Raw genomic sequence first — 20047 nt, 5'->3', positions numbered from 1 at the left:
AGGGTTTGTCTGCACATTAGCGATAATTAAAGGGTGGTTTTACGCCTTTAGCTATTAACTCTGTTAACTCGTTAATATCAGTTATCAATGCTGAAGCGTGCGCTTCATCTGTTAACTCAATGATTAAACAATCGCAGCGGCGAGTTGTTTCAGTTTCATGCCAGAGTAATAATACCGCAGCATCTGAATTCTTTTCGAGTAAATCAAGCTCAGCAGTGAGTAAGGTTTTAGCCAGTTTTTGCTCGCTACAGCCCAAAAATAAATTGCTGCCATGTAATTTAAATTCTTTCGCTAAATAGTAGTTAGCTGCATTACCAACAGTGGCAACAAAGTCGAGTGGTTTTAGTGCTATATCTTTGGCTAAGTCGAGTAATAAACTTTGCAATAATTCCAAAGAAAAATACTGTGCGGCACTGAATAATGAATATTTACACTCTGGTTTTAAACTGGTTTGTACGTTTGCCAAGGCTTTCATCGCAGTTAACGTAAAATTATCTAAGCGGCGGCCACTAATGCCAAATTCACTTTTTAGCTCTTGGCGAAGTTGCTTATTGGTTTTTTCACGAGGCTCAGTGATTACTGCGTAGTCGATAATTTTAATGGTCATAATTGACCTCCACAATTATTGACCTCAACAATAATGGCGGCATTATTACCACCAAAACCACAGTGGTTTAACAAAATATGCTGATAATCACTTAGCGTTTTATCTTGGCTAAATGGTTTTAAAACCGTCTCTTTATGCACATAATCTGGCAGTGGAATAACGCTTTGTGTTTTTAGTAAATGATCCATTAATGCTAATTCTAAAACGCCACATGCCCCCAAGGTATGACCTGTAAAAGGCTTAAAAGCAAAAATAGGAGCGTGGGTTAAGCCTTGGTTAAATGCGTTAAGCTCTGCTTGGTCGTTATTTAATGTGGCGGTACCGTGCACTTTTATCAGGTCAATGTTTTCAGCGTTTAACTGTGCCTTGTTGAGCGCCTGATCAATAATTGTGTTTATATGCTCACCCGACTCTTGTGTCATGGTTAAGCTGTAATGATCACAACCTGTGCCATAACCAAGTACTTTCATTTGTTTCTGTTTACTGGCGGTTTTAGCCATAACCAGCGCAGCTACACCTTCGCCAAGCACTAAACCTGAGCGCGCTTCACTAAAGGTTTTGAGGCCGTTTGCACTTTGTAAATCAAGTGAATAAAAACCTTCGACGGTGAGTGGGTTATAAAACTCACAACCAACCACAATAACAAATTCAGCTCTGTTATGCGTTAACAGCTGGTCGGCTAAAATAACCGCGTTTGTACCTGCGGTACATGCCGTATTTATGGTTAAGTGCAGATCTGAGGTGGCAAATTGTGCTTTTAAATAACCACTTAACCTGTCGGTGTCGGTAAGCCAAATAGTTTGCTCAGGTTTTGCCTTTACGCTGCTAACATCTAAGCTCGTTGAGCCAAGCACAACCGCTGTATTTGCTAGTTGCGATGGCGTAAGCTCGGCCTTTGCTATGGCACTTGCAACAACCGTATGAAGCGCTTCAAAAATACGAGCTTCATCGGTATCTACCGCTAAATCTTGCATCGCAAAAAACGGCACACTTATTTGTTCAGCCGTTAATACGGTTTGATACTGTGACGTTGAAAAGGTGATAGCATCACCGCGGCCACATGCCGACCACGAATCAGCTGCAATGATGTAACTAGGCAAGTTCTTTACTTTTTTCACGTTGAATTAAAGCAACAATGCTATTGATTGAATGCAGATCTTTACGGCTTTCTTTTGAGCTTTCGACACGAATGCCAAAGTGCTGTTTGATAATAAGCGCAAGTTGCAGTGCATCAAGCGAGTCTAAACCCACTTTAGAGTCATTACCAAAAAGTGGCGCATCGTCTTCAATTTCGTGCCATTCTATCTCGTCTTCCTTGTCACATTCTTCAACAATAAGTTGTTTTAGTTTGTTTTTTAATTCTTCTATTTCCATTTTAACTTCCTAACTTTTAACTCAAATAACCACAATGCAAACACGCCGCAAACCACTGAAAACACAATCAAAGGCAGGCTAGTATTAAATGTGAGTAACTCTGAGTGAGAGATAAATAAATTCTTAAGTCCGGTTGATGCGTAATGCATCGGCGAAAGCTGCGCAATAGATTGCATGGCCTTAGGCATAATGTCTAGTGGCACCATTAAGCCGCTTATTGCTGCAAGTAAAATATTGGTGCCACCACCTACCACAATAGCTTGTTCGTGAGTTTGAATTTGGCTTGCGATAAGCGCACCAAATGTCACTGCGCTGGCACAGGTAATAGCTAAAAAGGGCAGAGCATAAATTAAATGTCCGATACTGACGCTTGGCACATCAACAAGGAGCGGAATAAAGCAAAAACCAATAACCAGTAACACTAAACCTTGCGCTAGGCTTACTAGATAAAAAGCGAGTAATTTGGCCGCAAAATAGTGCTTATTTGAAATAGGAAAAGTCGTTACTCGGATTAAAGTGCCGTTGTGTGTTTCACTGATAAGCGTGATTGAAATAGGTAACACAATAAAAAACACGCCAAACACAAGCCATGAGGGAATGCTGTGTTGCACGGCTTGATAACTCACTTGATGACTAAACTCAACTAACTTGAGTTGATCTGTTTGTGATGTCACGCTAGCTATTTGTTCGCTAAGTGGCTGTGACTCTGATATTTGTCCAGTATCAAGTAAGTACAAATGCAGTTTCACTTTGGCTAGCGCAATTTGTAGGTGCTGCTCTACCAAGCTTGCAATTTGGGGAGAAAGCGAATTTTTTTTACTAAACAACACCACTTTTTCAGGCTCATCTTGAAACAGGGCTTGTTCAAATTGCGCTGATAAAATCAAGCTGACATCAGGCTTAGTTGCTTCATTAAGCTTAAACCCGGCATTATCTAAATACACGTTAAGTAAGGCTTCGGCTTGATTTGTGCTATTGCTGCTAATATTGATAGTGACCGATTGCGTGATGTCTTGCGCTTTGTTACTGAGCGCAAATGTCATTATCAACATAAAGCTGATAGGCATTAAAAAAAGCACAGCTAAACTATGTAAGTCGCTAAAAATCAGCCTAAATTCTTTGGTGATGCTGGCTTTAATCATTGTTCTGTAAATAACTCTTTGTAATAGTTTTCTAAATGCAGCGTTGAGAAATTTATCTCGCAGATGGTTGGCAGCGAAAGTTGATTAAGTTGCGCCAGTATAAATAGCGGCTCTTTGCATCGTTCAATGGTTAATTGACTGTCACCTGTTTTAACTACATTTGGGATAAGCGCAGAAATTTCAGAAAAGGTGCTATTGCTGATAGTTTCAGCAAAACTGATTTGCAGCGGTGCATTATCACCAATGGCATTAATATTGATTAATTCGCCGCGCTTTAAACCATATATGCGATCGCAGATTTGCTCCACCTCTGACAATAAGTGTGAGGTATAAATAATGGTGGTACCTTGCTGCTTTAAATCTGCCAATAAAGTCAAAATTAACTCGCGGGAAATGGGATCGATACCCACCGTTGGTTCATCAAGAATGAGTACTTTAGGATGTTTAAGCAGTGCAATCGCTAAATTTAAGCGGCGTTTATAACCACCTGATAAATGCTGTGCTTTTTTTGTAGCAACAGCGTCTAATTGGCATTTAATGAGTGCTTCTTCAAGAATTGATTTTTCATCAATATTTGTCAGTAAACTAGCAAAGAAATGAAGGTTTTGCATAACGGTAAGCTTTTCATAAAACGCGTATTCCTGCGGTACAAGGGCTAAGTACTGTTTAATAAAGGCTTGTTGAGCTTCGCTTTGTTGGTAAAAAAGTGAACCCGCAGAAGGTTGCAGTAACCCAGTAATTAACGAAATAAGCGTTGATTTGCCGGCACCATTTGGTCCAATTAAGCCAATACATTCACCAGCAGAGATGGTCAGCGAGATGTTATGCAATGTATCAAAGTCATTGCTTTGATATCGAAAGCGTAAATTTGCGAGCTGTATTAACACGTCTTTGCTTGTCACCTAAACCTCCCTGGCGATTATGTTTTGGTGCAAAAATTAATTAAACCAATAATATGCGTACCAAAAATGATTCTAACACGGGCAATAAAATTCAACACGGTAATTTTTTCAGAGGAATTTAATTGAAATTTTATGGCTTTAAGTTGGATATAAAATTAAAAACCTAATTTCAGCGAAAAAACACACATATTGGCTACGCTTTAATTGCACTCTAAGTGGGTAAACAGGTATAATTTCGCCCCATTTTTAACCTTGAATTTTAAGCGATTGGCGGGTATTCATGTCCAGTATTTCAACTGAAGTTGGCAAACGTCGCACCTTTGCGATTATCTCCCACCCGGATGCGGGTAAAACAACCATTACCGAAAAGGTACTTCTTTTCGGACAAGCTCTGCAAAAAGCAGGTACAGTAAAAGGTCGTGGTTCGAATCAACATGCTAAATCAGACTGGATGGAAATGGAAAAAGAGCGTGGTATCTCGGTTACTACGTCTGTAATGCAATTCCCGTACAATAACTGTTTGGTAAACCTACTTGATACCCCAGGACACGAAGACTTCTCGGAAGATACTTACCGTACACTTACCGCGGTTGACTCGTGCCTAATGGTAATTGATGCCGCGAAAGGTGTAGAAGACCGTACCCGTAAGCTAATGGAAGTTACGCGCCTGCGCGATACGCCAATTGTTACCTTTATGAACAAACTTGACCGTGATATCCGTGACCCAATGGAAGTAATGGACGAAGTTGAAAGCGAACTTAACATTGCCTGTGCACCAATCACATGGCCAATTGGTTGTGGTAAAGAGTTTAAAGGTGTTTACCATCTTCACCGCGATGAAACAATTTTATATCAAACAGGTCAAGGCCATACAATTCAAGAAGTACGTATTGTTAAAGGGTTAGACAACCCTGAGCTTGATGCAGCAGTTGGCGAAGAGTTAGCAGAGTTACTGCGTGAAGAGCTTGAGCTTGTTGTGGGTGCATCGCACGAATTTGATAAAGAGCTTTTCCTTGCAGGTGAATTAACGCCGGTATTCTTTGGTACTGCACTTGGTAATTTTGGTGTTGACCATATGCTTGACGGTTTAACCGAGTGGGCACCATCACCACTGCCGCGTCAAACAGATGATCGCGTTGTTACTGCTGAAGAAGAAAAGTTCTCAGGCTTTGTATTTAAAATTCAAGCAAACATGGATCCGAAACACCGTGACCGTATTGCCTTTATGCGTATTGTATCGGGCAAATATGAGCAAGGTATGAAGATGGACCATGTGCGTATTGGTAAAAAGGTCAGCATTTCTGATGCGGTAACCTTTATGGCTGGCGACCGTGAGCGCGCAGCTGAAGCATACGCAGGGGATATTATTGGTCTTCACAACCACGGTACAATTCAAATTGGTGATACCTTCACGCAAGGTGAAAAGCTTAAGTTCAGTGGTATTCCAAACTTTGCGCCAGAATTATTCCGTCGTATTCGCTTACGCGACCCGCTTAAGCAAAAACAGCTACTTAAGGGCCTTATCCAGCTTTCGGAAGAAGGTGCAGTACAGGTATTTAGACCGCTGCAAAATAACGACTTAATCGTAGGTGCGGTAGGTGTGCTTCAGTTTGATGTAGTTGTAGCGCGCTTAAAAGCGGAATACAACGTAGACGCCATGTACGAAGGTGTAAGTGTTGCAACAGCGCGCTGGGTAACCTGTGATGATGCGAAAAAGTTAGAAGAATTCCGCCGTAAGTGCGAAGTAAACTTAGCACTCGATGGTGGTGATAACCTAACGTACATCGCGCCAACACGTGTTAACTTAAACTTGTCGCAAGAGCGTTATCCGGAAGTAGTGTTCCATCAGACGCGTGAACACTAATCGGCTTATTATCAAAGTGTTGTAACTTTATTGCCGTCAGTTTTGGCATTAGTCATTTAGCGGACTAAACTCCTAACGCCCAAAACTTCGGCGGCTGCGTTACAACAATTGATAAATTACCGATGGAAAGGTTAAGTACTTGGCTTTAGAAGCATTTATTTAGTAAAAAAGTTAAGTTACATTGATAACCTGATGTGTGTAGTTATCAGTTTTAAAACGAATAAAAATGACATGGCTTGGTTGAGATTACTCCTAAGCGGTGTGTAACAGGAAATAGAGAATGAATATTCGTCAGATATTAGTAGAAAAGGCCGTTGCAGCACTTGTTGCAGCAGGCTTGCCAGAAGATACCAATCCAGCGGTAACGCAAAGTACCCGCCCGCAGTTTGGTGATTACCAAATTAATGGTGCTATGGGTGCGGCTAAAAAGCTAGGTGTTAACCCACGTGAGCTAGCGCAAAAAATTATCGACAATCTAGACGTGAGCGATATTGCTTCTCACACTGAAATTGCCGGCCCAGGTTTTATTAATATTCACTTAAAGCCAGAGTTTTTAGCCGAAACGCTTGTATCTGCAAACCAAGATGAAAAACTAGGTGTAGCTGAGCACGCTAGCGCACAAAACGTGGTAGTAGATTACTCATCACCAAACCTTGCAAAAGAAATGCACGTTGGTCATTTACGCTCAACCATTATTGGTGATGCGGTAGTACGTGCACTTGAGTTTCGCGGCGACAAAGTTACACGTCAAAACCACGTAGGTGACTGGGGTACGCAATTTGGTATGTTGATTGCGCACTTAGAAGACTTACTTAACCAAGGTGTTGATCTTGAATCAGTAGCTTTAGCTGATTTAGAAACTTTCTACCGCGATGCGAAAAAACGTTTTGACGATGAAGACGGTTTTGCTGATAAAGCACGTGACTACGTAGTTAAACTACAAGGTGGCGATGCACACTGTGAAAAGCTGTGGAAACTATTTATTGATACGTCAGTAAAACACTCTGAAGAAGTGTACGCAAAGCTAAACGTTACGCTTAAGCCTGAAGATATTAAAGCTGAAAGTGCTTATAACGATGCGCTGCAAGGTGTGATTGCATTACTTAAAGAAAAAGGCATTGCCGTTGAAGACCAAGGTGCACAAGTAGTATTCCTTGATGAGCTTGCAAATAAAGACGGTGAACCATCTGTATTTATCGTGCAAAAATCAGGTGGCGGCTTCCTATATGCAACTACCGACTTAGCAGCGTGTGATTACCGTTCTAACAAACTAGGCGCAGATCGTATTTTAATCTTTGTAGATGCGCGTCAAAGCTTACACTTCAATCAAGTTGAATTAACTGCACGTAAAGCAGGCCTGTTACGTGATGAAACCACGTATGAGTTCTGCCCATTCGGCACTATGATGGGTGAAGATGGTAAACCATTTAAAACCCGCACTGGTGGCACAGTTAAACTAGCTGAACTATTAGAAGAAGCAGTAAGTCGCGCAACTGACAAACTAGCAGAACGTGAATCAGACCTAAGCGCAGAAGAACGCGCTGAAATCGCTCGTAAAGTAGGTATTGGTGCTGTGAAATACGCGGATCTTTCGAAGAACCGTACCAGCGATTATATCTTCAACTGGGATACCATGCTGAGCTTTGAAGGTGCAACAGCGCCTTACTTACAGTATGCATACACGCGTGTGCGCAGTATCTTCCGTAAAGCAGGTATTGATGCTGCAAGCTTAAATGCACCAATTTCAATTGTTGAAGCGCAAGAAAAGGCGCTAGCAATCAAACTAATCCAGTTTGAAGAAGTGCTAGATCAAATGATTGGTGACGCGACGCCGCACGTTCTATGTAGCTACTTATATGAACTAGCAAGCCTATATATGAGCTTCTACGAAGCATGTCCGGTACTAAAAGAGGGTGTAGAGACAGCAACTAAAGAAAGCCGCTTAATGCTGTGTAATTTAGTGGCGAAGACATTGGCAAAAGGTTTGGATCTGCTAGGCATCGAAGTAATGGAGCAAATGTAATTTGCTTCCTACTTCGCATTAATACTGCGTCAGGTTTTTAATCTACCCCAATCACATAGCAGGCTATGCTCATGGGGCTAGATTAAAAACCTTTCTTGTTTAAATGCGAACTAGTTTGCAAATGGCATCAATTTTCTTCTTCAATAATTTCCGAATCACATATTAAAGTATGCTTAGCTGCTTGAATCTTCTCTCTAAATAAGATTTTATGAGTTTCTTGCTTTCTTGCTTTCTTGCTTTCTTGCTTTCTTGCTTTCTTGCTTTCTTGCTTTCTTGCTTTCTTGCTTTCTTGCTTTCTTGCTAGGTGTTATTATGGGCTTCAATACAACTATGCTTAGTTTATTGAAAAGCTTAATAAAAGTGTGTAATTTATAAGTTCATTCAAAGGAAGCTAAATAAGCAAGGAATAAGTGTGAAAAAAGCGATTTTACTCATTATGTTGTCTGTACAGTGTTTTACTTTAAATGCAAAAACACTTTTTGCTGATGTTAAATTGACACACTTGGAGCCTACGCAAGAAAAAGCAAACTGGATTAGGGAAAAACAAGTAACGCCAAAATATCCGATATCATTAGCGAAAAAAGGCATCGCGGGTTGTGGGATTTTTAAGGTGGTTGTTAATGAGCAAGGTAAAACAGACTCTGTCGAACTTATTCAAAGCGTTCCTGAAAAAGTAATATATAAACCAAGTAAGAAAATCATTAGAAAATGGAATTGGGTGCAGGCTCAAAATGGTAACGCTGTCGCTGAAGAAAAGTTAATTCGCCTTGATTATTGTTTAGGCGGTGAGTCAGTTGAAGAGGCTGAAGCAATTTGTCTTAAACAATCACAATATAATTGCAGTGCTTCATAACATCAAATAGTAAGTCAAAGCCGATGACAGTAATGGCATTGGCTTCTTGATTATTATGTTTTATTAGAAGCAAAGCTTTGTTTTTTACTGTCTTCAATAGCAGCGAAAATTCATAAATAGGCTAGGTCGCTAAATTAATGGATTTGAGTCGTTAATTGTGCAGTACGTTGTATCCCACAGTTACGGTAATTGGTTATTTTAGAATAACTAACAATTTATAGACTTGAGTTAATAATTAATCCATGAAGTTTGGTTCCATCGGTCATCTCGATAATCGCTCCTGCATTATTCTAATGCCCTACGTCCTTGTAGGCCACACGCCTCACTTCCTCAAGCTGCGAAGCGTTGCTTCGGTCTTTCGTCATCCATTAAATCAAACCTGAAAATACAATTTAAATGAATAATGCGAGACAGGGAGCGAAGCGGTCGAGCAAGCCATGTAGGCATGGGTGAATAGCGTCTTGAGACGAACGAAGTTCGGCTAGCTATGAACGCGAGAAAAGGACTTCGAGCTGGAAAGCGTACAAGGATGTTTAGCGCGTTGCTTCATGGCGTTTATGTTCACTTTTAAATTGTATTTGAAGAATTAGTTTGATTTTGGGGCGCCGAGGGATTCCAAAGGGAGGCCGGCGCATGCCGCCCTTTGGCTGTCGTCGCCAGCGCGACAAATATGCTGTCAAACTACACTGCTGTTGAGATGAAGATGCTGAACACTTTGGTAACTATCTAACCCCAATCCTTTATTTTAAATCAACTATATAACCAATCTTTATTGGTATTTCACACGTATCTGTTTACCATAAGCTTATACAATATCTTTTGGAAAAGATGATGAAAATTGATGATATTCGCCGTGAGTATTTAAAGGATGGTTTGTCTGAAGAGAAGTTGTTAGACAATCCAATTGAGCAGTTTGAATCGTGGTTGCAATTAGCGGTAGACGCTAAGCTAGATGACCCAACAGCCATGGTTGTGGCAACGGTAGATAGCAATGGTCAGCCGTCGCAGCGTATTGTGTTATTAAAAGATGTAAATCCAAATGGGTTTGTCTTTTTTACCAATACTGAGTCGCGTAAGGCGCAGGAAATTGCGGGCAATAACAAGGTGAGTTTGCATTTTCCTTGGCACAGCTTGGAGCGTCAGGTGATTGTTTATGGTACGGCAAAGCCATTATCAAATTTGGCGGTGACTAAGTACTTTTTATCACGTCCTAAAGAGAGTCAACTTGCTGCGTGGGCATCGGCGCAAAGTCGCCCGGTTTCATCGCGTAAAGTGCTGATGGAAAAATTCCAGCAAATTAAAAATAAGTTTAGTGAAGGCGAAGTACCATTGCCGTCATTTTGGGGTGGCTACTGCATTGAGCCGCATCAAATTGAGTTTTGGCAAGGCGGTGCAAACCGTTTGCACGACCGCTTTATGTATAAACTTGAAGGTGGCGTGTGGACTAAACAGCGCTTAAATCCATAATATGGCGTTTTTTGATACGCACTGTCATATCGACTTTGACGAGTTTGAAAATGACCGTGACAAGGTGTTAGCAGATGCGGCACACTTTAATGTGTCGCACATGCTGGTGCCGGGCGTAACGTTTGCACAAAGCGACAAGCTACTTTCCTTTGAAAATACCCAGGGCATTACGTTTTACAAAGCCCTTGGGTTGCACCCGTATTTTTTAAATGAGTATGAAGAAGGCGATTTCGAACGCCTTGCAACGCTTGCCAAAAGTCATCGCGAGTCATTGGTGGCAATAGGTGAGTGCGGTATCGACCGTAGTATCGAAAAGCTCGATGACCAACAGCAGCTTTTTCTACAGCATATTGAACTTGCAAATCAGTTGTCATTGCCGCTGGTGGTGCATCACCGAAAAAGTCATGATTTAATTGCTGAAGCATTTAAAACACTAAAACCAAAGTTTGGTGGCATCATCCATGCGTTTAGTGGTTCAGCTCAGGTTGCTAATTACTACGTTGAGCAAGGGTTTAAGTTAGGTGTTGGAGGCACAATCACTTATTCACGTGCCGAGAAAACCCGCGATGTAATTGCTAATATGCCAATTGAGCACTTAGTGCTTGAAACTGATGCGCCATCAATGCCGCTTTATGGTTTTCAGGGGCAGCGTAATGTGCCAACGCAGATTATTCGTGTATTTGATATGCTGTGTGAATTAAAAGGTGTTGAAACGCAAAGTGCGCGACACCTTGTTGCCGAGCAGCTTTATGCTTCTTCTTGCTCGGTATTGCGTATATAACGTTTAACTTGCCAGCGCTTGATCTTACGCGCTAACACCCAAGTAAGTACCACACTTAAAATCAACATAAGGGCAATTTGCTTACTTACTTCGTGAAGGTAGTCATGACCTTCGCGAATTGCTGCTGGAAAAGTATAAGTGAGCCTAACAAAACCAACGCGTTTGCCTTGCACGAATACGTCACTTATCACAGGGGTTGCTAATTTTGATAACCCAGGCAAGGCATTAGGGGTTTTTAGTAAATCTTGATACGACGCTGCAAAGTTACTTTGAGCAAGTAAATTACCGTACTTATCGAAAACTGCGGCAGTTTGAATAAATTCATCTTGGGCAAAATTATTTACTAAGCGATTAAGTGATTTGTTGTTTTCTTCTTGAATTGCAAAGCGCGCACCTAAAGCGAGTTGCTGAGCAAGCCCTTGCGCAGTGGTTTTGCTTTGTTTATCGAGGATTTGGTGGCCTTTAAAGCTAGTATTAAAACCAATATGGGTGAGCGCAATAAGGCATATCGCAGCTATCATTAAGCGCGATATTCTCTGATATGTGGAGGCGAAAGCCGGATTGCGGTCTTGGTTTTTTTTCATATTGCTCAATGCCTTTTGGACAGTGTGCTGTTTTCTTGGTTAAATTGCAACAACACCAAAGTCTAGCTGTAAGAGAGTCTCTTATGTTTGAAAGTATGGCGGAATTTGAGCAATTTTTCTCGCATATTCACACCAATCAATGGCATCAAGTTGCTGAATTTAATAATCAAGAAAACGCGACTTGTTACGTGTTACTTTCAACAACCCAGTCAAACCTTGCTATAAGCGATGAATTATTAGCGGCTCTTGCGAGTTTATCGGTTGCTAAAATCGCAAAAGTTGCGCCTCATCCAGAGTTGCCAAATGCACTTGCGTTGCATGTTCAGGCATCGCTACAAAACACAAAAGAGGTGCTTAAAGCGTTTTTAGCGCCAAGTGAAGTGGTGGAAGTTAATGTATTTGCAAATGCGCCTTCTATAAATCAACCAGGCTTGCTTGTGATGGATATGGATTCAACGGCCATTCAAATTGAGTGTATTGATGAAATAGCCCGTTTAGCAAATGTCTATGAGGAAGTGGCCAGTGTGACACGCCAAGCAATGCAAGGGGCATTACCGTTTTCTGAAAGTTTGCGAAAGCGTGTTGCCAAGCTTGAGGGGGTATCGCTTGAGTTAATGGCAGAGCTTAAAGATAACTTGCCATTAATGCCTGGGGTTAAGGCACTGTGTCAGCACCTGAAGGAAAAAGGCTGGAAACTTGCCATTGCATCAGGTGGTTTTGTGCCATTTGCTGAGCGCGTACAAACACTTCTGCAGCTAGATGCAATTCACGCGAATACCTTAGAAGACAACGGCGCAGAGCTTACAGGTAAAGTGCTGGGTACGATTGTCGACGCTGACGAAAAAGCGCGTTTTTTAACTCACTATGCAAATGAGCTAAATTTGCCTATTTCACAAACGATTGCGATGGGCGATGGTGCAAATGATTTAGTGATGATGGCGGCAAGTGGCCTTGGTGTGGCGGTTCATGGCAAGCCGCTTGTTGCTGAAACAGCTGATGTGGCAGTCAATTTTGGCAGCCTTCTACAGGTGCTGTATTTTATTTCTTTGCCTGAATAGGTAAGTGAACTTCGGCCTGAATTAGGCTTACTAACTCAGGCTGAATAACATCGCAGCGCTTTAAATCTAATTAGTTAAACCTACTCAAACAAATTGCTTAACTGGTACTGCGCTGTTTTTGACCAAAGCGCCTTGCGTTTATTAAGGCTTTCTTGCACATCAGCAGAAACGCCATAACGGGTTAATACTTCTTGGGTGATATCCACCGCGTCACCAACACCAATAACCGACCACAGCTCTTCCTCTAAATCTTTAGCTTTATGCTGGGCATATTGGCTGATATAGCTAAGCTCTTTGGCTATATAGTCAGTGTCGGGGCGACCGGTACGCGAAATATATAAACGGAAAGCAAAAAACAGCTCTTCTGCTACGCTCGCTTTAACAAAGTTACTACGGTCGTTTAGTGCTTTGAAATCAAGTAGCTCAGTGATAAATGCTTTATCCGCATCGCGCTCTTTTGGTTGTAAACGCACATACAAATCAAATTGTAATGGCGCATCATGACGTGCCATTTCTTTTAATGGTAGTGCAATCATATTTTCAAAATCATCGTGTTTTATCAGCTGTTTAAACTCAAATGGCTTATTTAGCCCTGCGATATGGCTTAACAGTAAATGACAGGTGTTTGGATAAACCCCTTTAGCAATTGCGCCCACTTTGATTTGCGTGCCACGTTTGTGTAGATAAAACGGGAACTGACAAACGTTTTTAGTCACCATATTTCGCAGTGCGGTTGAAAGCCCTGGCGTTTTTGGTGATTCTTCTGATGCAACCAGCTTAGATTTATTATTAGCAATGAGCTGATTAAAAAAGCGAACACCTTGGTGATCTGTATCTGTCGTTGGTTTATAGCTACGTAAATTAACAATGGTTTTTGTTTTACTAACCGCCATCACTTCATAGGGTAACTTGCTTAGCTGAAACTTTTTGGTGAGCTTTTGCAATTCTGGTAATGCTACCAGCAGCAAATCCCCTTTTTCATAATCGGTTGGAGAGGCAAGCTCAAGTTGTAAGCCATTAATTGAAAAATCAAGGGTATGCCCTGTTAAGTCGCCTTTTTCTTCTTGCTCTAATTGAATTGGCGTTTTATACAAATAACGGGTTTCGTTACGTAAATTAATATAATCAAGAGCAACAAATTCAAGGCTTGGATAGCTGCGCAGTTTTTGATGGCCATACTGTTTTAAATGATTTACATGGCTTTTATCAAAGGTAATTTGTTTAAATTGTTCAGTTGAAGACGTACTCGTAATATCTGTGATCAGAGCTAAATATTTTGCATCTTTAACAATACCTTGCACTCGTGGTGAGGGAGGTTTGTTGAGCTTAGCTATTTCGCTACTGGCACTATCGGGTAATGAGAGCGGTATATAACTATCTTCACTTGAGCACGGCATTAACTGCACATTAAAAATACGAAAACTAGGTTTTTGGCTGGCAAAACCCCAAAATAAATTGCGTAAGTTAGGGGTGTTATTGAGCTCTTGCTCACTAGCGGAATAAAAAAATAGTTTTCCACTATTGGTGTGGGTAAAACAAAATAAGTTGAGTTGCTTTACATCGCCCGGTGACTTAATTAGCTGATTAATACGCGCAGGATTAAGTACTTGCGGCAGCACCGAATTTCGGTTTTCGTCGTTAAAATAGCGCGCCACATTAAGGTTGTTTTCATTTGTCAGAACTAAAGAGGGACTAACGCGCGCATCTTTAACGCTTAAAAATAAAAATAATGACGAAACGCGCGGCAGGTAATACTGCTCGTAACCTTTAACGATCACTGCATCAAGGGTGTTATCGAGGTTAACTTTGTAGCGGCGTTTGTTGCCATGAATAAAGCTTTTTAGAAAATCATCAATGGTTTTACTTTCGTTATTGAAAGTACGCTTCATACGCACATAATTGTGGTCCGCATTGATTTTTTCTACCGCGACAACTTCGTACTCGAGGCCGTTTTTAATACCAAGCTCAAAATCTTGCTCCAACCCAACTAAGCGCATTCTGAGTGTTTCGCCTTTAGCAAGCTGGTAACGCGAATGTAGTTTTACTTTACAGCCGCTGACAGAAATATCTGACGTCGACGCTTCTATTTCGCTGCCAGAACTTAAATAGAGTTTTACTTTAATAGAGTAATTCATACGCTCTTCAGAGCGCGACTCATAAGAGGCAAACGACACCCAGTTAATGCTTGGCTTTTCTTCTTTTGTTTTGGCTGTGGTTGGTTGAGGTGCAAGCTCACCGCGTTCTTGCGCTTTACGCTGCATCACTTTGTGATTATTTTCGGTATTCATAACCGCTTCATAAACGGCAAGGGTATATCGCTTATAGCGGCGAATTCCTGCCTCAAATACATTGATGGCGGTTTCATCCATAAAGTGTTGCTTGCCGTTATAGGTATAAGCACGCACTTCGCCGGTAACTTGGCCACGTAAATCAATAAAGCGATTGATAGGCTGGAGAAGACGATTCATCTCCATTTTAATGAGGAATCTGTCTGAACTGCTTAATGTTTTGGTCTTTTTAGCAAAAACCGCATCGAAATTTGGGCGGCCTAAATCCCGCTTTAGTTCTTCGATAAGCGATTGATACTTTATCAATACATCTTCAGCCATAAAAAAGAAGCGTTCCTTATTTTTTTATTATTCTGCCTGCGTGAATAGGTTAAGATACCAGACAATTTTTATTTTAGCTTGTCGCACAATGCGGTTAAGCATCATTAAATAAGTAAAGCAATTACTATACCAGTATCCTAGCAACTTATGTTGATCTATACGTGGTTGGCAGCAATTGCGTTCAAACTTATAAGAGTCGGTTTTTATGGGTAAAAATAAAACAGCGTTTGTTTGCAGTGAGTGTGGCGCAGAATTCGCGCGTTGGCAAGGGCAATGTGGTGAGTGTAAATCGTGGAATACGGTGACTGAATTTCGAGTACCTTCGATAAAGCAAACGCCACGAGCAGGTGCTACATCAGGTTATGCTGGTGCCATTGAAGCAAAAGTACAAACACTGGATGAAGTTAACTTAGAACAGTTACCGCGTTTTACCACTGGCTTTACCGAGTTTGATCGTGTACTTGGTGGTGGTGTGGTCCCTGGCAGTGCAATATTGATTGGCGGCTCACCGGGGGCGGGTAAAAGTACTTTATTACTGCAAACCATGTGTTTACTCGCGCAAACCATGAATACCTTGTATGTCACTGGTGAAGAATCATTACAGCAAGTTGCTATGCGTGCAAAACGCCTTGGTTTACCAACAGATAAGCTTAAGACACTTGCCGAAACTAACGTCGAAACAATTTGCCAATTAGCGCTTAGAGAAAAGCCACAAATTATGGTTATTGACTCTATTCAAGTCATGCATATGGCCGATATTCAGTCGGCGCCGGGCAGTGTATCTCAAGTGCGCGAAGGTGCGGCTTACTTAACGCGTTTTGCTAAGCAAAACCAAGTGGCGATTATTATGGTCGGCCACGTGACTAAAGATGGCACTCTTGCCGGTCCTAAAGTGTTAGAACACTGTATCGACTGCTCTATTTTACTTGAAGGCAGTAGTGATAGCCGCTTTAGAACGTTGCGTGGCAATAAAAACCGCTTTGGTGCAGTGAATGAGCTGGGCGTATTTGCCATGACGGGACAAGGCTTAAAAGAAGTAAGTAACCCATCGGCTATTTTCTTAAACCGCTCTGATGAACAAACTCCGGGCTCGCTGGTAATGGTTATTTGGGAAGGTACGCGCCCATTATTAGTTGAGGTGCAAGCGCTGGTGGATTATTCGCAGCTCGGCAATCCAAGGCGTGTTACTGTTGGTCTTGAGCAAAATCGTTTGGCGATGTTATTGGCGGTGCTTCACCGTCATGGCGGTCTACAAGTGTCTGATCAAGATGTCTTTGTTAATGTAGTAGGTGGTGTAAAGGTCACTGAAACCAGTGCCGATTTAGCCTTGATCACGGCACTTGTATCAAGTTTTAAAAATGCCTCATTGGCTCGTGAGCTTGTGGTTTTCGGTGAAGTGGGTTTAGGCGGTGAAATTCGCCCTGTGCCAAGCGGTGTAGAACGTTTAAAAGAAGCGGCTAAACATGGTTTTAAACGCGCCATTGTACCAATAGCCAATAAACCAAAAGAGCAAATTGAAGGCATGGAAGTCATTGGTGTAAGTTCATTGTCACAAGCACTGGAAGCGCTTTTCTAAATTTGCTTTGGCATAAAAAAAGCAGCGTAATGCTGCTTTTTTATGCTGTTTTAATACTGCAGTTAGTGAAGAATACGGGCACGGATAGTACCGTCAATGGCGCGTAATTCTTTAAGTGCAATTTCTGAATGATCTGTCTCTACATCAATTACCACGTAACCAATATTTTCATTGGTTTGTAAGTACTGCGCTGCAATGTTAATGCCGTGCTGGGTAAACGCTTGGTTAATTTGCGTTAATACACCTGGGCGGTTGTGGTGGATGTGTAGTAAACGACTGCGGTTTGCAAGCTCAGGTAAAGATACTTCAGGGAAGTTAACCGCTGAAACAGTTGAACCGTTATCTGAGTATTTTGCCATCTTACCAGCAACTTCAACACCAATGTTTTCTTGCGCTTCTTGTGTAGAACCGCCGATGTGCGGCGTTAAGATTACATTGTCGAATTCACGCAGTGGTGAGACAAATTCTTCGTTATTGCCTTTTGGCTCAACCGGGAATACATCGATTGCAGCACCGGAAAGTCGCTTTTCTTGCAGGCTGCTGGCAAGTGCATCAATATCCACTACGGTACCACGTGATGCGTTTATTAAAATCGCGCCTTGCTTCATAATTTCTAATTCTGCAGCGCCAATTAGGTTTTTGGTTTGCGCAGTTTCAGGTACATGCAAACTGATAACATCTGAAGTTTGTAATAATTGGGTTAGGTTAGCCACTTGCGTTGCGTTACCAAGTACAAGCTTATCTTCAATATCAAAGAATTGTACTTTCATACCAATGTTTTCAGCCATGATGCTGAGCTGTGTACCGATATGGCCGTAACCAATAATACCTAAGGTTTTGCCACGCGCTTCAAATGAACCTGCGGCTGATTTATCCCACTCGCCACGGTGCGCTTTTGCGTTCTTCTCAGGAATACCGCGTAATAGCAATAGGATTTCACCTAAAACTAGCTCAGCTACTGAACGTGTGTTTGAAAATGGTGCATTAAAAACTGGAATACCAAATTTTTGTGCAGCATCGAGTGATACTTGGTTGGTACCAATACAAAAGCAGCCGATTGCAACCAGCTTGTCTGCTTGCTCAAGTACTGCTTCTGTTAGGTGAGTGCGCGAGCGAATACCAACAAAGTGGGCATCGCGTAAGCGCTCAATTAGTTCTGGCTCTGGCAAGGACGTTTTAACATAATCAATGTTGGTGTAACCATTACGCTTAAGCGTTTCAACGGCACTTTGGTGCACGCCTTCAAGCAGTAAAATTTTAATTTTGTCTTTTGCTAACGATACCTTGCTCATAACCTTTCCTAAAAATTACTTCAGTGTTTTAGGACCCTCTGGAGTGCCTACAATCACTGTGTTTGCGCCGCGGTGGGCAAATAAACCGTTGGTTACTACACCAACAATTTGATTTATTTTTTCTTCAAACTGTTTGGCATTGTCGATATGCATATTGTGCACATCTAAAATGACATTGCCGTTATCCGTTACAACCCCTTCGCGATAAACAGGATCACCGCCAAGCTCTACTAATTCTCTGGCGACATAGCTGCGTGCCATTGGAATCACTTCAACAGGTAACGGAAACTTACCAAGTACGTCGACAAGCTTTGTCTCATCAACAATACATACAAACTGTTTTGCTACTGCTGCCACGATTTTTTCACGTGTTAAAGCTGCACCACCACCTTTGATCATTTCGTTAAGAGTGTTGATTTCATCTGCGCCATCAACATACACACTTAAGCTATCAACATCGTTGAGTTCGAAAATTTCAATACCAAGCGCTTTTAACTTTTCAGTTGACGCTTCTGAACTCGAAACGGCACCGCGGATATCATCTTTCATCGTCGCCAGTGCATCAATAAAGTGGTTTACCGTTGAACCTGTACCAACACCAACAATGCTGTCTTTTTCAACGTATTCGAGTGCAGCCCATGCAGCTGCTTTTTTCATTTCATCTTGAGTCATAGATAAAGGCCTAATTTTTGAACGGAAATAGAGTTGTTATTATACCTAGTTGGCTGTTACATGCTTACCATAAATAACACTTTTTTGGTGTTACGATGGTTTTAAGTGGTACATCCCAACTTTCAATTGGTAACTGGTCAACTTGTTGGCAATTATGGGCAAGACCAACTATTTCTGGCTTGCTTAGCGTCTCGCGGTAATATTTTGCGAGGGTGCGATCATAATAGCCGCCACCCATTCCAAGGCGGTTACCTTGTAGGTCGAAAGCAACAAGTGGTGTGCATAGCACATCTAAGTCTTCAACCGGACAAACCTGACTACAATTTAACTTGGGTTCCAAGATACCATAGCGATTTGGCGCCATGGGTGAATTTTTCTCATACCTTTGAAAGAGTAGGTAACCGCTACAAAAGGGGTGAAGTACAGGCAGGTAAACAGCAATGTTTCTTTGCCATAACTCCTCAATTATCAAGGAAGTATCGATTTCGCTGTCGTTTGATAAATAAATGCCAACACGGTTGATATTCGGGTTTTTTAAGTGTTGAAAAATGTTCACTTTAATTTTTTTCGCGGCTTCCAGTTGTTCATTTTCTGAAAGCGCAGTACGACGTTCTCGCATTAACTTGCGAATATTTTGACGATCCATGGTGTTTATCAGTATTTAAAAAGGGAGTAAGTCTGGGAATGCGATTACTACGCCTAAAAGAGAAAGCAGAATAACAATCAAAATAATGAATAACCAATTGATATTCTTTGATTTGCTAGTGGTTTCGAGCGTTTCATCAAATTCTAAATCGTCGCCCCAGCTATTTGTGTTTTCAACTTCAAGCTCAAGATCCGTTTCACCATTTTGCAGTTGTTGTAAACGAGCTAAATCATCTACTTTTTCTTCTAAGCGAATTATCGAAGTGGTGATGTAGTCAAGCGCAGCTAAGATGCGTTCATCTACATCATTTGTGCGTTCTTGCGCGTTTGATTTGCTGGTGCTGATAATGTCTACTTGAATACCTAATGCCGCAAACGTTTTTTGCTGTTTAACCGCTTTTTCATGAGCTATGGGGCTGAATATTTGCTTGCCCGCAAGAAACTGACTTGCCTTCGCGTCTGAAAGCTTAAGTTTTGTGGTTAAAATAGACTTCGCTTGCTCGGCTGATACACCGTTATTTAATTGTGCGAATTGAATGCGATAGCTCATATACAAGGCAAATTTTATTGTTTTGCTAAGTATATAGTTGTTAAAAGC

Annotated in this window: 18 protein-coding genes; 7 read left to right on the top strand and 11 right to left on the bottom strand. The window is 41.5% G+C overall.

The genetic code is table 11. The features are described from left to right. Nucleotides 1-16: 16 nt before the first annotated feature. From AAEU29_RS16110 to AAEU29_RS16090, 5 genes are read right to left on the bottom strand one after another with little or no spacing between them, the layout of a single operon-like run. Nucleotides 17-607: a hypothetical protein gene (locus tag AAEU29_RS16110; RefSeq protein WP_421974261.1), complete on the bottom strand. Its 591-nt coding sequence runs from the start codon at nt 605-607 to the stop codon at nt 17-19. Further along, nucleotides 604-1725, bottom strand: a complete 1122-nt coding sequence (locus AAEU29_RS16105; protein ID WP_421974260.1) for a beta-ketoacyl synthase N-terminal-like domain-containing protein — start codon at nt 1723-1725, stop codon at nt 604-606. The genes AAEU29_RS16110 and AAEU29_RS16105 overlap by 4 nt, the downstream gene beginning before the upstream one ends. Then, entirely contained in the window at nt 1700-1981 is a 282-nt protein-coding gene (locus AAEU29_RS16100) for a phosphopantetheine-binding protein (RefSeq protein ID WP_274762268.1), read from the bottom strand. Before AAEU29_RS16100 ends, AAEU29_RS16105 begins: the two co-directional genes overlap by 26 nt. Then, nucleotides 1972-3123, bottom strand: coding sequence for an ABC transporter permease (locus tag AAEU29_RS16095; protein ID WP_421974259.1), 1152 nt, complete (start codon nt 3121-3123; stop codon nt 1972-1974). The genes AAEU29_RS16100 and AAEU29_RS16095 overlap by 10 nt, the downstream gene beginning before the upstream one ends. Next, entirely contained in the window at nt 3120-4025 is a 906-nt protein-coding gene (locus AAEU29_RS16090; protein WP_421974258.1) for an ABC transporter ATP-binding protein, read from the bottom strand. The genes AAEU29_RS16095 and AAEU29_RS16090 overlap by 4 nt, the downstream gene beginning before the upstream one ends. 280 nt (nt 4026-4305) lie before the next feature. Between AAEU29_RS16090 and prfC the strand changes: the two genes are divergently transcribed. The 5 genes from prfC to AAEU29_RS16065 all read left to right on the top strand — a co-directional run bounded on the left by prfC (nt 4306) and on the right by AAEU29_RS16065 (nt 11013). Then, nucleotides 4306-5889 carry a peptide chain release factor 3 gene (prfC, locus tag AAEU29_RS16085; RefSeq protein WP_421974257.1) on the top strand — a complete coding sequence of 528 codons (1584 nt, stop codon included), beginning with the start codon at nt 4306-4308 and terminating at the stop codon, nt 5887-5889. A gap of 280 nt (nt 5890-6169) precedes the next feature. Next, complete coding sequence (argS, locus tag AAEU29_RS16080) at nt 6170-7912, top strand: arginine--tRNA ligase (protein WP_421974256.1); 1743 nt, start codon at nt 6170-6172, stop codon at nt 7910-7912. Nucleotides 7913-8324: 412 nt separating this feature from the next. After that, nucleotides 8325-8765: an energy transducer TonB gene (locus AAEU29_RS16075; protein ID WP_421974255.1), complete on the top strand. Its 441-nt coding sequence runs from the start codon at nt 8325-8327 to the stop codon at nt 8763-8765. 831 nt (nt 8766-9596) lie between these two features. After that, nucleotides 9597-10232: a pyridoxamine 5'-phosphate oxidase gene (pdxH, locus tag AAEU29_RS16070; protein ID WP_421974254.1), complete on the top strand. Its 636-nt coding sequence runs from the start codon at nt 9597-9599 to the stop codon at nt 10230-10232. A gap of 1 nt (nt 10233) precedes the next feature. Then, nucleotides 10234-11013, top strand: a complete 780-nt coding sequence (locus AAEU29_RS16065) for a TatD family hydrolase (protein WP_421974253.1) — start codon at nt 10234-10236, stop codon at nt 11011-11013. Here the strand turns inward: AAEU29_RS16065 and AAEU29_RS16060 are convergent. Then, the gene (locus AAEU29_RS16060; RefSeq protein ID WP_421974252.1) at nt 10980-11597 is read right to left on the bottom strand and encodes an AhpA/YtjB family protein; all 618 of its coding nucleotides are present in this window, start codon (nt 11595-11597) and stop codon (nt 10980-10982) included. The genes AAEU29_RS16065 and AAEU29_RS16060 overlap by 34 nt on opposite strands. Nucleotides 11598-11680: 83 nt before the next feature. On the opposite strand from AAEU29_RS16060, the gene serB reads away from it, so the two are divergent. Beyond that, the gene (gene serB / locus AAEU29_RS16055; protein ID WP_421974251.1) at nt 11681-12655 is read left to right on the top strand and encodes a phosphoserine phosphatase SerB; all 975 of its coding nucleotides are present in this window, start codon (nt 11681-11683) and stop codon (nt 12653-12655) included. An 80-nt stretch (nt 12656-12735) separates the two neighbouring features. Here serB and AAEU29_RS16050 read toward each other — a convergent pair whose 3' ends face one another. After that, nucleotides 12736-15264, bottom strand: a complete 2529-nt coding sequence (locus tag AAEU29_RS16050) for a PilZ domain-containing protein (RefSeq protein WP_421974250.1) — start codon at nt 15262-15264, stop codon at nt 12736-12738. Nucleotides 15265-15469: 205 nt separating this feature from the next. Between AAEU29_RS16050 and radA the strand changes: the two genes are divergently transcribed. Then, complete coding sequence (gene radA, locus AAEU29_RS16045) at nt 15470-16840, top strand: DNA repair protein RadA (protein ID WP_274762280.1); 1371 nt, start codon at nt 15470-15472, stop codon at nt 16838-16840. A gap of 62 nt (nt 16841-16902) precedes the next feature. Here radA and serA read toward each other — a convergent pair whose 3' ends face one another. The 4 genes from serA to AAEU29_RS16025 form a co-directional block, all read right to left on the bottom strand. Next, nucleotides 16903-18132: a phosphoglycerate dehydrogenase gene (serA, locus tag AAEU29_RS16040; RefSeq protein WP_421974249.1), complete on the bottom strand. Its 1230-nt coding sequence runs from the start codon at nt 18130-18132 to the stop codon at nt 16903-16905. Between the two features lie 15 nt (nt 18133-18147). Then, on the bottom strand, nt 18148-18804 hold the full coding sequence (gene rpiA, locus AAEU29_RS16035) for a ribose-5-phosphate isomerase RpiA (protein ID WP_274762282.1): 657 nt from the start codon (nt 18802-18804) through the stop codon (nt 18148-18150). 64 nt (nt 18805-18868) lie between these two features. Then, nucleotides 18869-19450 (bottom strand): 5-formyltetrahydrofolate cyclo-ligase, encoded by a 582-nt coding sequence (locus AAEU29_RS16030; RefSeq protein ID WP_421974248.1) that lies wholly within the window; start codon nt 19448-19450, stop codon nt 18869-18871. A 15-nt stretch (nt 19451-19465) separates the two neighbouring features. Continuing rightward, nucleotides 19466-19999, bottom strand: a complete 534-nt coding sequence (locus AAEU29_RS16025) for a hypothetical protein (RefSeq protein ID WP_421974247.1) — start codon at nt 19997-19999, stop codon at nt 19466-19468. Nucleotides 20000-20047 lie beyond the last annotated feature (48 nt).

Origin of the sequence: Pseudoalteromonas aquimarina, assembly GCF_049257255.1 — a bacterium.
Classification (GTDB): domain Bacteria; phylum Pseudomonadota; class Gammaproteobacteria; order Enterobacterales; family Alteromonadaceae; genus Pseudoalteromonas.
This window is presented reverse-complemented; position numbering and strand designations above follow the sequence as displayed.